The organism is Natrinema salsiterrestre (assembly GCF_029502005.1).
Taxonomy (GTDB): domain Archaea; phylum Halobacteriota; class Halobacteria; order Halobacteriales; family Natrialbaceae; genus Natrinema; species Natrinema salsiterrestre.
The window spans coordinates 1-14,717 of sequence record NZ_JAMQOT010000009.1; the positions used below are offsets into that span (position 1 = coordinate 1).

Annotated in this window: 9 protein-coding genes and 1 pseudogene; 7 read left to right on the forward strand and 3 right to left on the reverse strand. The window is 57.6% G+C overall.

Annotated features, from left to right (window positions below):
* Nucleotides 1-68, reverse strand: a pseudogene (locus tag NDI89_RS24085) (IS6 family transposase); the annotation flags it as partial.
* Nucleotides 69-217: 149 nt separating this feature from the next.
* On the opposite strand from NDI89_RS24085, the gene NDI89_RS19595 reads away from it, so the two are divergent.
* From NDI89_RS19595 to NDI89_RS19605, 3 genes are all read left to right on the forward strand, one after another.
* Nucleotides 218-994 (forward strand): IclR family transcriptional regulator, encoded by a 777-nt coding sequence (locus NDI89_RS19595; RefSeq protein WP_277524069.1) that lies wholly within the window; start codon nt 218-220, stop codon nt 992-994.
* A 230-nt stretch (nt 995-1,224) separates the two neighbouring features.
* Entirely contained in the window at nt 1,225-2,736 is a 1,512-nt protein-coding gene (locus tag NDI89_RS19600; protein WP_277524071.1) for a class I adenylate-forming enzyme family protein, read from the forward strand.
* A gap of 332 nt (nt 2,737-3,068) precedes the next feature.
* The gene (locus NDI89_RS19605) at nt 3,069-6,278 is read left to right on the forward strand and encodes a PAS domain-containing sensor histidine kinase (RefSeq protein ID WP_277524074.1); all 3,210 of its coding nucleotides are present in this window, start codon (nt 3,069-3,071) and stop codon (nt 6,276-6,278) included.
* Between the two features lie 101 nt (nt 6,279-6,379).
* Here the strand turns inward: NDI89_RS19605 and NDI89_RS19610 are convergent, their stop codons facing one another.
* A complete protein-coding gene (locus NDI89_RS19610) occupies nt 6,380-7,087 on the reverse strand; it encodes a class I SAM-dependent methyltransferase (RefSeq protein WP_277524076.1) in 708 nt (235 codons plus the stop codon).
* 343 nt (nt 7,088-7,430) lie between these two features.
* On the opposite strand from NDI89_RS19610, the gene NDI89_RS19615 reads away from it, so the two are divergent.
* Both NDI89_RS19615 and NDI89_RS19620 read left to right on the forward strand, forming a co-directional pair.
* A complete protein-coding gene (locus tag NDI89_RS19615; protein WP_425607769.1) occupies nt 7,431-8,456 on the forward strand; it encodes an ABC transporter ATP-binding protein in 1,026 nt (341 codons plus the stop codon).
* Entirely contained in the window at nt 8,453-9,265 is an 813-nt protein-coding gene (locus tag NDI89_RS19620; protein ID WP_277524078.1) for an ABC transporter permease, read from the forward strand. The genes NDI89_RS19615 and NDI89_RS19620 overlap by 4 nt, the downstream gene beginning before the upstream one ends.
* A 279-nt stretch (nt 9,266-9,544) precedes the next feature.
* Here NDI89_RS19620 and NDI89_RS19625 read toward each other — a convergent pair whose 3' ends face one another.
* A complete protein-coding gene (locus NDI89_RS19625; protein ID WP_277524081.1) occupies nt 9,545-10,447 on the reverse strand; it encodes an ADP-ribosylglycohydrolase family protein in 903 nt (300 codons plus the stop codon).
* Between the two features lie 173 nt (nt 10,448-10,620).
* Here NDI89_RS19625 and NDI89_RS19630 point away from each other — a divergent pair, with 173 nt between their 5' ends.
* Entirely contained in the window at nt 10,621-10,944 is a 324-nt protein-coding gene (locus NDI89_RS19630) for a DUF6788 family protein (RefSeq protein ID WP_277524082.1), read from the forward strand.
* Between the two features lie 896 nt (nt 10,945-11,840).
* A complete protein-coding gene (locus NDI89_RS19635; RefSeq protein ID WP_277524084.1) occupies nt 11,841-13,268 on the forward strand; it encodes an orc1/cdc6 family replication initiation protein in 1,428 nt (475 codons plus the stop codon).
* Nucleotides 13,269-14,717: the final 1,449 nt, after the last annotated feature.

Genomic DNA, 14,717 nt, shown 5'->3' on the forward strand with positions numbered 1-14,717 from the left:
GTCCGCTCACGCTCCCAAGATTCATCAAATTCCGTCGCGTAGCACTCGCTGAGCAGGTCTGCGAGCATTGTCCCAAACAAACTCTACGACCTGCTCACTTCTCAAGCTGGCCTAACTAGACACTGCCATTTATTCCGAACCGTTGTTATTAGATCAGAACCCGCCTTTGTCCCATATTATCGAACAGATTGAAGAGGGTCGCCGTCGACGACCGTCCATGGACGAGGACCTGGTAGTTCCAATAAACTCGATCAAACGGTCGTACGCGATCGTCGACGAGCTACGCGAGCGCGGTCGAGCGGGGGCGACGGAACTCGCAGACGCATTGTCGCTCCCGAAGAGCACTGTGCACAACCATCTCCGAACGCTCGCGACGCTGGGGTACTTGGTCGAAGAGGAGGGATCCTACCGGCTCGGTGCTCAATACCTCCACGTTGGGCAGGAATCACGGAACACCCGGACCGTGTTCCAGCACGGGCGCGACACCGTCGAATCGCTCGCCGAGAAGTCGGGACGATACTGCCAGCTCGTCATTGAAGAGAACGGAGATGCAGCAGTGATTCAGTCCACGCAGTGGGTCCCCGACGAGGGCACACGTGCCACTCAGCAGGCGTATCCGATGCGTGCACCACTTTACACTAATGCCCCGGGGAAGGCGATACTCGCACACCTGCCCCCCGAACGGATCACGCAGATCGTCGAACGACAGGACCTGACGGCCCGGACGGAACTGACCGTGACCGACGAGGACGACCTCCGGTCTGAGATGGCGACGATACGGGATCAGGGATACGCCATCGATCGGGGAGAGCTCATCAGCGGGATGGTCGGTGTCGCCGCACCCATCGTGACCGAGAAGTGCGTTTACGGGGCAGTAGCCGCGTACGGCGCCGGCAACGAGATGCGGGAGGCGCTCGACGAAAGCCTTCCCGACCTCATCACGGAGAGTGCCGACGACATCAGGGCAGATATCGTCTTCGCCGGTCCCGAGTAACACTCCGGCAGCCCTTCGCACGACTCGGTCTCGAGTGGAACCTACCACGCCGCCGCAATCACTGACTTCAGCGGCGATACTGTCCCACATTATGGCACGGGGGCTCGATTACACCAACACCCCAGAAGGCGAACTCCGGAAGCAATCGGCTCGATCTGATTCGGTCTCCGAATCCGACATGTTATTTCACCTCAAAAAACGGGATAGTCCAGCAGGTGATTCGTCCGCGTATGAACTTCGGGAACGTCATCGATCACGCCGCGAGGGAAACACCGGACTCGTGGGCAGTAGGCGACCCGGAGCGACGGATAACGTACGCCGAGCTATCGGCGGCGTCCAACGCGGCGGCGAACCTCTTAGCGGCGCGCGGTGTGGAACCCGGCGAGCGCGTCGCTATCTGTCTCCGGAATCAGATTCCGTTCCTGACCGCGTATCTCGGTTCGATGAAGCACGGCGCCGTCCCGGTACCCGTCAATACGCGATTCAACGACGAACAGGTCCGCTACGTGCTCGAGACCAGTGACAGTTCGGTGCTCGTGACCGACGAGACGCTCGAATCGGTCGCAGCCGACGTGGAAACGGCGATAACCATCGATGGGAGTATCGGTCACGATTTTCGAACGCTGCTCGAGGAGGCGGCAGATACGTACACCGTGTGTCCACGACGGAGCGACGAGACGGCAGCGGTCGTCTACAGTAGCGGCACGACCGGACGACCGAAAGGCGTCCGCCACACGCACGGCAACATAATCGCCAATGCACGGGGGATCCGTAGCTATCACCGCCTGACGCGGGACGATATCGGATTGACAGTGAGTCAGTGTTTCCACGTTACCGGTCTCAACGTCACGACTACGCCACTGCTACTCGCCGGGGCAGAAAACTTTCTCCTGCCCGAGTGGGACCCCGTTTCCGTAGCAGAGACCATCGAGGCTCGAGACGTTACCTACACGTTCCTCACGCCGAACATGGTGCGCGATCTGATCGCCGATGACGATGTCGAAGACTACGATTTCTCGTCACTGGAGCGGGTCGTCGTCGGCGGAGCACCGATGCCGACGGGACAACTCGACGATGCTGAGGCAGTGCTCGACGCGACAGTCCTCGAGGGATACGGAATGACTGAGACGACACCGCTGGCTGCGTTCAATCGGCCAGACACAGACGTTCGAAAGCCCGGCAGCGTCGGTCCACCCGCTCGTGAAGTCGTCGACCTTCGAATCGAAGACATCGACACGGGCCAGCGAGTCGACCGTGGAGAGCGCGGTGAGCTGCTCTGGCGGGGCGACACGGTAACGCCCGGATTCGAACGACAGCAACGCGACACCGAAGCGTTCGTCGAGCGAGACGGAACGCGGTGGTTTCGTTCGGGAGACATCGGATATCTCGACGATGACGGCCACCTCTTCGTCGTCGGTCGGCGCGGGGACATGTTCACCGTCGGCTGTGCAAACGTCTTCCCGCGCGAAATCGAAGAGGTCCTCTACGAGGTCGACGGCGTCACCGGAGCAGCGATCATCGATGTCCTCGACGATCGTCAGGGAGCGGTTATTACGGCCATCGTCACGCGTAACAGCAATGTCTCGGAGGCACGGATCCGTGAGGTTTGCAGGGCTCGCCTCGGAGAACACGAGGTTCCGGAACAAATCGAGTTCGTTGACGACATTCCCCGGACTGCGACTGGAAAAATCGACCGCGTAGCCCTCGGAGATATGTTCGGGACACTCTCGTCCGTGTCGTAGAACTACACCGGGTTATCGTCCGCTTTTCGAATCAACATCCGGTCACCGACCACCTCGAGCGTCTCGGCGTCTCTTCGAAACTCGGTACTTGCGCGACGTCTTCAGCCGAGAGTCGCACTGGATTCGAGTTCGATAACGACTTCGAGGAGGTCCGCTCCCGTCCGCGTGGGCCTCGAGCCGCTTGCCGCGTCAGTACTTGCGATAGTGCCACCAGTACTGAGAAGAGGTACGTTCACTTTGAGCGCCTATTGTGCCACTTTTCAAGCCCGAGCTGCTTTGAGAGCCGTTCTGAACGGCAAGCGTTTATGAGAACCAGACCTAGATACGTGTCTATGGGATCCCCCGGTTCAACTCCGGACATTACTCGAGAGGACGTTCGGGGTGTTTTTACACGGTTCGAGCAGCCATCGATGCCGGTCACCGCCGATGAGGTTGCGGCGAATCTCGACTGTCCACTGCAGACTGCACGACAGTGTCTGGCAGAGTTCGCTGAGAGCAGTGACCTACAGACGAGGCTGGTCGGCGATGCGACGCGAGTCTGGTGGTATCCCGAATCCGGGGAACCGACTACGGAGTCTAGCAAAGCGGAGTTCGCGTCTTTCGTGAGCGCCGTCACTGACTACGCGATCTTCATGCTCGATCCGGACGGCGTCGTTAGCAGTTGGAACGAGGGAGCGGAACGGATCAAGGGCTATCGGGAAGACGAAATCGTCGGCGAACACTTTTCGACGTTCTATACCGATTCCGATATCGCCGAGGGAGTCCCCGAACAGAACCTCGAAATCGCGGCGGAAGCAGGCCGCGTCGAGGACGAGGGCTGGCGCGTCCGTGACGACGGGACCCGATTCTGGGCGAGCGTCACGATAACCGCGATTCAGGACGAAGACGGGACGCTCCGGGGATTCACGAAGGTCACTCGAGACATGGCTGAGCGGCGAGTGTACGAACAGCAACTGCGGCAGGAACGCGATCTGACCGAACAGGTCTTCGAGACCATCCCAATCGGTATCTGCGTGCTGACCGCCGACGGCGAGTTCGTCCGTGCAAACCGGCGCATGCTCGATCGGATCGGAGCTTCGAAATCGGAACTCTCCGACTTCAGTGTCGACTCGTGGGAAATCTACGACGACGAAGGTGTCTCCATTCCGACCGAGGAGTGGCCGTGGATGCGAGTCGCCGACACCGGCGAACCCGTGTACGACTATCGGTGTCAGGTCGAGCTCCCGGAAATCGGTCGTCGGTGGCTCTCGCTCAATGCCGCGCCACTCGAAGACGAGGCTACTGGCGAACCGAGAGTCGTCGTGTCCGTCGACGATATCACCGAACGGCGAGAACGCGAACAGCAGCTGCGACGGCAGCACGACCAGACCGAACAGCTGTTGCGAACAGCGCCAGTCGCCATCGCAGTACAGGACGCGGACGGGGAAACGGTGATGGCGAATCGGCGGGCCCAAGACGCCCTCGGCCTCTCGGAACAGGAGTTAATCAGCGGGCCCGACGACGCTACCGAATGGGAAACCTACGACGAGACCGGTGAGCCGCTTGCCTCGGACGAACTGCCAGCGGCTCGTGTTCTGGAGACCGGGAACCCCGTGTTCGAGGAGGAACTCACGATCGATCCGCCGAGCGGGGATCAGATACGGTTCCGCGTGAACGCCGCACCGCTGTTCGGTTCCGACGGGTCGATCGAGCGCGTCGTCACAGCTGCGAAGGATATTACGGAACTCAAAGAGCGTGAACGGCAACTCGAACAGCGAAAGTCGGAGCTCGAAACCGAGTTGAGCGAGATTCTGGATCGGATATCCGACGCGTTCTACGCGCTCGATAGAGAATGGCGATTCACCCATCTCAACGATCAGGCCGCCGAGATCCTACCCCAGTCCAGAGAGCAGTTGCTCGGTCGTGAACTGTGGGACGTGTTCCCCGATGCGACGGAGGGGGTCTACTGGGACGAGTTCCAGACGGCGATGGAGACACAGGAGTCAGTCAGCTTCGAAGTGTACGAGGACGATCTCGACGCCTGGTTCGAGTTCAACGTCTATCCCTCCGACTCGGGGCTGTCGATTTACTTTCACGACGTGACCGAACGGGTAGCGCACGAACAAGAACTGGCGAAGTACGAAACCATCGTCGAGACCATCAACGACGGTATCTACGTCAAAGACGAGGACGGGTACTTCACGATGGTCAACGACGCGTACGCGGAGCTGACCGGCTACAATCGAGACGAACTCGTCGGTGCACACGCATCGCTCGTCGTCGACGAGAGTACGGTCGACCAATCGAAGGAGAGACTATCACTTGGCGACGACGAACCGGGATCCGCGACTATAGAGGCGGAAATCCACACGGCAGCAGGAGATCACGTCCCCGCCGAGGGGACCTTCGCGACGTTGCAAACCGATACTGGTAGAGAGGAAATCGGTGTCGTTCGGGACATCACCGAACGAAAAGAACGCGAACAGAAGCTCCGTGAACGGGAACGGCACCTCAAACGGTACAAAGAGTACACCGACGATATTCTGGACGCCATCGACGATATCTTTTACCTCCTCAACGAGGACGGTGAGCTGCAGCGGTGGAACGAGAGTCTCGGCGACGTAACGGGGTTCTCGGACGGAGAGATAGGGTCGATGCATGCCCCGGAATTCTTCGGCGAAGCCGACCGCGAAGCGATTGTGGCCGCTATTGAAGACGGTTTCCAAACCGGGGCCACTCAGGTCGAAGCGGAAATACGCACCAAAGATGGCGGACATATTCCGTACGAGTTCGTCGCGTCGACGCTCGAGGACCCCGACGGGAAGCGAGTGCTCGCTGGAATCGGTCGCGATATCACCGATCGCCGAGAGTACGAGCGCAAGCTCGAGGAGTCGAACGAACGCCTCGAGCACTTCGCGTACGCCGCCTCACACGACCTCCAGGAACCGCTCCGGATGATTACCAGTTACCTCCAACTCGTCGAGAGCCGCTACAGTGACGAACTCGACGAAGACGCGGAAGAGTTCATCGAATTCGCCGTCGACGGCGCGGAACGGATGCGTGACATGATCGACGGATTACTGCAGTATTCCCGAGTCGAAACGGAGGGCGACCCGTTCGAACCGATCGATTTGGACGATGTTCTCGACCATACGCTCGAGAATCTCGAGATACAGATCGAAGAGACTCACGCGGAGATCGCATCGGAATCGCTTCCCCGTGTCCGCGGCGACGATAGCCAGCTCCAGCAGGTCTTCCAGAATTTGATCAGCAACGCGATCGAGTACAGTGGCGAAGAGCCACCACAGATACAAATCTCTGCCAAGCCACGCGGATCGAAATGGGTCATCTCAGTGCACGACGAGGGAATCGGGATCGATCCGGACGATCAGGGTCGGATTTTCGAAGTGTTCCAACGGCTCCATAGTCGCGAGGAACACGAGGGAACTGGCATCGGGCTCGCACTCTGTCAGCGAATCATCGAGCGACACGGCGGCGAGATCTGGGTTGACTCCGAACCCGGCGATGGATCGACGTTCTCGCTCACACTTTCGGCTGCTTGACAGCTTCCCCGCTCTGAAGAGGTATTTCGCGGCACGCTTCCCGATTGGGTCAAACTGGCCACAGATCACAGCGGTGCAATATCTGAGCGACACAGCCGGCATCAACGAGTATTCGGAAGATGAGCACGAACAGCATCGACCAACGAATCCCGTGACGGACGGGCCTCGATGAGCGTGAAGATCCCCAAGAAGTGGGTACTGGCTGCACGAACTGGCAATCCGACGCTCAAAACGAGCTCTAACGGCTCCTGGTTCCACCGACAGCCAGCCGAAGCGTACTGTGCATCCGCAGACCAGTCCTGAAACCGCGCCACCGGCCCGACGTCACTTCGTCCGTGCTCGAACAGCAAGATCCGCCCACCAGGTTTGCACACTCGATCCATCTCCTCGAGTGCCGCCACTGGATCCGGAAACGTGCAGGTGGACAGCGACGAAATTACCGTATCAAAACTGTCGTCGGGGAAATCGAGCGCTTGTGCGTTCATCTCCTCGACCGTGCCATCGACCTCGAGCTCCTCGAGCCGGTCTCGCGCCGTCGCCAACATCTCCGGACTGATATCGATCCCGACTAGGTCGACGGTGGAGGGCAGATACGGGAAATTCGTTCCCGTCCCGCAGGCGACATCGAGTACTCGTCCCTCGACATCACCGAACAGCCGCCGTCGATAGCGGCCAGTTAGCCGGCGTTCGAGCCAATCGAGTCTGTCAATCCAGGAAGCACACTCCGCGTACGACTCCCGGATGTCTTCGACCGACATCGGTCGCTCCCCAGCCGGATCACGGGCGGCGCCAGTATTGTGTGAACCCATACCACAGGAGTTCAACGTCGAGGCTAATAGCCTTCCTTCTTGATGCCAATTGTTTCTCGAATCCGAACTCGTTCTCGATTGGCCCCACCACTTGCCTCCTGAAGATACGCGGATCTCAGAATCACGTCCGTTCTGTTTTGCTCCCGTATACAGGTGTCGTCACTGCTATCGTAGCCGCTGGAAATCAAGTACAGCGGCGGGGTCGTGTTTTTGTAGCTGGCACACTAAAATCACTATTGTGACCGCGCGAGAGAACAGTAGGTCTCGAAGTGACGAAGTCGCTGGTGGCTCGTTGAATGATCAGCTAGGTGAAAAATATCCAAGTCGCTTGTCGGTAGCGGAGGTGGCCTCCTTTGAGGATGCGGAAACCGTTGACAAAGACACGACCAGAGTCAACACTTCGACTGTGGATAGTCCCGATATCGCTGTTTCCGTTACCGGCCTGAGTAAGCGGTTCGGTGAAGGGGCGGAGGCGGTCACCGCCGTGAACGATGTCTCCTTCGACATCGAAACCGGGTCCATAGTAGGGTTGTTAGGGCCAAACGGTGCGGGGAAGACAACGCTCATCAAGTCGATCCTCGGGATGGTTCTGCCGGATTCGGGGACCGTCCGGATCCAGGGTGTCGACCTCTACGATCGGCCGCGCGAAGCGTACGCGTCCGTCGATGCGATGCTCGAGGGGGCGCGGAACGATTACTGGCGGTTGACCGTCCGAGAGAACCTCCGATATTTCGCCACGATCAGCGGTGTCGATCCGGACTCTGTGAGTGACCGCCACGAACGACTTCTAACGCAGTTGGGACTCGCAGAGAAAGCGGACGTCCCCGTCCGCGAACTATCTCGCGGGATGAAGCAGAAAGTATCGCTGGCCAGCGTCCTCGCTGGGGGAGCAGAGGTCGTCTTTCTCGACGAGCCGACCCTGGGATTGGATATCGAGAGCTCACGAACGCTCCAACGGGAGTTACGGCGTCTCGTCGAGGAGGAAGCCCTGACCGTCATTCTCAGCAGTCACGATATGGACGTCGTCGAAACGGTGTGTGACCGCGTTCTCATCATGTCCGATGGAGAGATTATCGCAGACGATACTGTGGATGCGCTTCTTCACCGGTCTGATCGACACTGTATTCGTATCACGAGTCGTGATCTCGATGAGACCATCGTTTCGACTCTCCAAAATCGGTTCGACACGATTCGTACCGAGTCAGGCAACTACGGCACCCAAATCGAGGTAACGACAGACAGCGACGGTCTCTACGATTTACTGGGCCGGCTCCGTAGCGAAGATGTAACGCTCGAGCGCGTACGAACGGTCGAGCCGGACCTCGAGGACGTGTTCGTCGACCTGACGTCCGAACGGAGGGACCGATGAGTTCGCACCAGCAGGATACAGACGTCACACCGCGGAAAGCCGGATATTATCACCTCGCACGCGCTGTTCTCTATCGCGAATATCTGATCTTCGTTCGCTATCCCGCCAACGCCGTCGGTGGTATTATCATCTCGCTTTTCTTTTTCGGCGTGCTCTTCTACGGCGGCCAGATGATCGCCGGGCAAGCGCTCACCGATTCGATCGAGGGGATCATCGTCGGCTACTTCCTGTGGACGCTGTCGGTGGGTGCGTACTCCTCCATCTCGAACGATATCGGGAGCGAAGTGCAGTGGGGGACCCTCGAGCGCCACGTGATGTCGCCGTTCGGGTTCGCTCCAGTCGCGCTGTTGAAAGGCGTTGCAAAGATCGTCCGAACGTTCATTACGTCCACGATAATTCTGGCGGTGATGATCGTGCTCACTGACACGACGCTCGAGTTGCATCTCTTCACGATCGTCGTCATCGCGACGCTCAGCATCGTTTCGGTCCTCGGACTCGGGCTCGCAGCCGGTGGCGTTACCGTTCTCTACAAGCAGATCGGCAACTGGCTCAACCTCCTCCAGTTCGGGTTCATCGTGCTCATTTCTGCACCTGCGTTCGACCTCGGGTGGATGAAACTGCTTCCACTCGCACACGGGAGTGCACTGCTCCAACGTGCAATGATCGACGGGCTGCGACTCTGGGAATTCGAACTCGCTGAAATAGCGCTTCTGTTCGGAACTGCCGCTGGATACTTCGTGTTTGGATATGCCGTCTTTCAGTATGCGACTCGCCGGGCGAGACGGCTCGGCGTTCTCGGCGACTATTAACGGGTATATCGGGTTCGAGCTAGTTTCCCCCTCGGCTTTTGGATCCGGGCGCTGGCAGCTGTCAACCGGCGGAAACAGATCGATTCTCATCTACCCTCATCGGGTTATTTTGTCTTAACCAACAGGTGCATAGACTTCCCACAGTGTTGGTTAATAGACTGGAAGTTCGTTCTCCTCGAAAGAACTGGTGACTGCGGGAAATAAAGTCGGATTTCATTCCCGTCTCGATTAGTCAATGCTGTATCGGTTCCGTCACTGAATGGAAGAGTACCGCTTGTGCTACTCCTGGAGTCGTGATGCGAGCTGTGTCAGTTCGTCGCGTTCGTCGATCGATGACAGCCAGCCCACCGGAAGCTCACCTGCACCGAATCGTGCTCCGGCGATGGCGCCGGCGACCGCACCGATAGTGTCGGCATCCCCGCCGCGGTTGACCGCGGTAACAATCGCGCTCTCAGCGCTGTCGGCCGTGAGTGCGTCAGCGAGTGCCGTCTGGAGCGTGTGCACGACGTATCCCGACGTCTGCAGTGTTTCGGGTCGGTCGCCATTGGCAATCGGCTCGAGCGCCGAAATCAATTCGTCGGGAGCTTTCGCTCGGATCGCATCGAGTGCGCTCGAGAGTGGCTCCGATTCGTCGTTCAGGAGCCCTGCGATTGTGAGGTTCAGGACGGCACACCCGTATGTACAGCGGGGATCGGCGTGGGTGATCACTGAGGACTGACGGCTCACTCGGGTGAGTGTCTCTCGATCCTCGTGGTACGCAGTCGAAAGCGGCGGACATCGCATCACGCTGCCGTTGCCGGCGTTGCTGCCTTCGGAACTCGTCTCCCAGACTTGGCGGCCTGCCTCGTCCCAGGCGCGACCTCGCTTCAGTTGCTCGAGTGAGCGACGCGTCATATTCCCGATGTCGAAGGGTCCGCTGTCGTACCACTGTACGAACCGATCGGCGACATCGGCGGGTTCGAATGCGTCGTGTTCGGCGAGACTACGAGCGATACAGAGCGCCTGCTCCGTATCGTCAGTGATCGTCCCAGCCGGTTGTCCCCACGTGCCGTTGCCGACCATTTCAGTGAGCGTTCCGTACTCAGCTGCGATCCGGTCAGTGCTTTTGAATTCCACCGGACGACCGAGTGCATCACCACAGGCGAGTCCAAGGAGGACTCCTTCAGCACGGTCTTGATCCATAGGTCTTGTAGAGTGAAGAGTTCGGAAAAGTGTATTCACCAGTGGCTCCTCCTCGCGATGACTAGGTTGATTCAGAACGACCTCCTGGAACTGACAGGCACAAGGTCTGAACTCGTCTTAACCAACAAAACTATGCTCTTGGCATCCGTGTTGGTTAATACTGGCCGATTTCCATGTCCTACGAGTCACCGACGCCTCCGACGGAACTTCCCACTGACGTCGTCGACACACTCGACGACTACTCACCCAAGCTCCTCCAGCAAGTCGCACAGTATGCTGAAGAACTCGCCGAGTATCGCGAGCGCGAGGCTCGGCTTGCAGAGGAGAGCGACGAAGAGGCGATCGAAGAACGCCCTGAAGATCTCCCAGACGATGTTCCGGGAAAGGCAACGATCACGACCAAGGAAATCAACGACAACCGCTACTACTACTGGCAGTGGCGAGACGGTGACAAAATCAAATCGAAGTACAAGGGTCCAGTCAATCCGGACGAGTAGGGAGGTGCAATCGACTCGTTATTTTGTATTGGATTGTTCTGAGACACCCCTTTATCGATGTGTTCGTCGGCATAGATCACTTGCATATCGAGAATTGAGAGATTCAAACAGACTCCACTGATACTCATCGATCCTCGAGGCCGAGTTAGTGGATCGAGGAAAGACTGTTTTGAGAAGGCCGTGCTTGAGCGAGAAACAGTAACGACGAATACTGAGGATTTGCGAGGAGAGACACCTCTATCGATGTGTCGATCGGGAGTCCGGAGATTATCGAGATATTTTCTCCGAATCAGTGATTCTGATTGAGCCCAAAGAAAGTGGACGTATCCACACAACACAGACACCCCTCTATCGATGTGTTCTATCTGTGGGTATAGGAGGAACAGAGACGAGAGAACGGAGATTTCGATTGGAGTAGAGAGAATTCTGGGCAGTGATCGCCTAAGAGATGGATTAGTAGAGAGATGGGGTAGTAAGAGAAGGACCGAATCAAGAGCGTCTGAGAGCAACAGAATAAGTGCAGTTCAGAACACATTGAACACTTCGATAGAGGGGTGTGTGAGTGTTCGTTCTAGAAAGCTAGAAGAAGAGAAGGTATATGACTCAAGTTATCAGTTGGTAGAACGGCTCTTGCCGTGATATCTGGCAGTATCGCACCTTTCCCGTGATTTCCCCGATCAATCACACCCCCTCCCCCTCGAGGAAGCAAACACATCGATAGAGGGGTGTCTGTGTGACCATCGTTCTGAATCATAACACATCGTCGCTCGCCTTCGGATAATCGTCATCTCCCCATCTCAATCGAGTGGAATCGATGCAAACCATCCACTCAATCTGTGAAATACACATCGATAGAGGTGGCAACACTTTTCTTACCACACTGTATGGACCATCGTATGGACGACTTCGAGGATCCTCGGGACGAGGCGGGGACATCGAAGGATGATACGACGGAGCAGGCTCTTCCCTCGTCTGATTCTACCGAGTCCGACCCTTCTCCATCCTCGAGCGAATCGAAGGCGGACGGTGAGTCTCAATCGATCGAGGATATGTTGCTGGAATTCGATCAGCAGGAAGGGCTGATTCGTGATCGGTCCCTTCTCGATCCGAATCATATCGTCGAAGAAGATCGAATCGTCGGTCGCGACGAGCAGCTCCAGGAAGTGACCAAGATGCTCCGCGTCGCTCTCGGTGACAACCGTCCCCCGAATCTCTTCCTCTATGGTCCGTCAGGGACCGGCAAATCGCTCATCACCAAGGCCGTCTGCAAGAATATCAGCGAAATCTGTGAGACGCGGGATATCCGGTTCGGGACGATCGAAGTCAATTGCCAGGATCTCGATACCCTCGGCGTTGCAGTCTACGAACTGGCGAGTCGCGCCGCAGACGAAGCTCTCGTCGAGGTGGAGGTTCCGAAACACGGCGTGGCGACCAAAGAAAAGTGGGACGAACTCTATCGTATCGTCAACGAGAACTTCGATTCAGCGGTGTTCGTCCTCGACGAACTGGACATGCTCGTCGGTCGACGAGACAAGCAGGAGCCGGCGTTTTCTCGATTGCTCTACCAGTTGTCCCGAGCAGGTGCGAACAACGAACTTACTGCACACGTCTCCGTCGTCGCGATCTCCAACGATACGAAAATGATGGAGTCCGTGGGAAGTCGAGCCTTGAGCTCGTTTACACCTGAAGACGTCCATTTCGACGACTACGATGCGAACCAGCTGCAGTCGATCCTTCGTCGACGCCAGGACGCGTTCTTCGAAGACGTTCTCGATGAGGATGTCATTCCGTTGGCGGCAGCTTTCGCAGCTCAGACGCATGGCGATGCTCGGAAAGCGATAGACCTCATGCGTGTCGCTGGTGAGCTCGCAGAACGAGAGGGCGACGAGCACGTCCGTGAAGAACACGTCCGCGAAGCTCAGGACAAAGTCGAGAAAAACCGAGTGCTCGAGGTCGTTCGTGGTATCAGTACACAAAAGAAGCTCTGTCTCTACGCGACGGCAGCAGTCGCTTCCGAGACGGACGACGAGTCCGCTCGCAGTACGACCGGGTACCGAGTCTATCAGTTCCTCACGGACGCGATTGACGCCGAGCAGTACCACCAGGAGACCTACGTCAACAAGATGAAGGAGATGACGACGTACTCGCTCGTCGATTTCGAACGCCGGAGCCACGGCCCGAGTTCGGGAATGTTCCTCGAGTTCCAGTTCGGAGAGCGTCCCGAGACGATCCTCGAAACGCTTCGCGAAGACTCGCGTATCGATATGATCTCTGCAGATGAGGTGGCGACCGTCGTCAAATCACAGCTCCGTAACGAGACGTGAGGGTCTGTACCTGACGGGGACCCCTCTATCGATGTGTTTCTTTCACTCGCTACGAAATCGGATTTCACTCTCCACTCTAAGCATCCACACACCTCTATCGGGATGAAAATCGCCATACTAGTGCCTAAGAAGGCGTATATGGGGGCCTATATGATTTCAAACGCTACGAGGAAATTTTTCCCGAGTTATTCATAACAAGCTGATTATCCCTCTCATTCACATATTCTCACGCATTGAGAACACCACACACCTCTATCGATGTGTTTCACTCCACATTCTCTCGATAGTCTGAGATTCCTCTCAGTAATTGGAATCAATCAGTTCGAAGACGATTCTGGGTCGCTTCGGAGGAGTGACTCGAATCTAAGCAATACACGCTTGTGACGGACACCATCGTCTGTCTCGACGACGTTCATTTCAGTTAGCCCCTCGAATTCGAAAGTCAACGCGGCAGCGAGGGAACTCCAATCCCGATCAGTGAAATCATTTACGGGCGTGTGAAGAGAGTCGAGATGACGAACTGGGCGACCTTGCTGCGCTTAGCGGATACCACCTCGAGCACCATACCGAGCTTCAGGGGTTCTATTCGCTGAACGAGCAGAAGATATCCGAGCGCCTCCCGTTGCAGTCCTACGTAGATCACGCTAATGGGCTGATACTCCGGGCGGAACGGATCGAATCGTACTACGACCTGGCAGCGAAGCTCGGAGACGAACTGCAGCTCCCCCCGGAGCAACGAGACGAACTGGGATCGCTGCTATCGGGCGCAGTCGGTACCGAACCAGACCTTCTCGAGGCTTATCTCGACGACCACGACATCAATCACGTTCCGTATCCCGAACCGTCAACCGAGGACTCTGAAACGACTGCTGAAGAGGAAGCGGTGACAGATTGGTCACCGGACGAGGGGGCCCCGAGTCGGATGGGGCGGCCACCACAGAGCCGGACAAAGCCGACCCGGAAGCGCCCTCTGTCGTGGAGTTCGATGAGTCTGCGTCGCAGACACCAGCTGAGGGGATGGACCCTGGCACCGAGTCGGACTCGGGTTCGGAGCCAGCATCGGAAGCGTCCGAAACGACAGACACCTCATCGACGACGAGTACCGGCATTTCCGCTGGATTGCCAAACTGAGGTGGTTCCTCTGGTGGACAGTCGACACCGGTTTCCGGGTCTGACGATTTCGAACCACGATCCCGAGCGCAGAAACCGGGCGATTCCCGCGGCGGGGCTCGAAATACTGACCCTAACATATCCACTTTCGAGTCTGAGGTTGCGCCGTCTGCGGTCGATAGTCGGACTGCATTTGAAAACCGACCCGCTTCGAAGGATCACTCCGAGGGCAGGAGAAGCACGTCCCGACGAGGCGCTGAAGGTGGGGGAGGGGGTGGCGGCCGAACTGCCCCGGCGGTCGGACTGTGTGGTGAGGAGTTCGTACTCACCTCGCTGGTC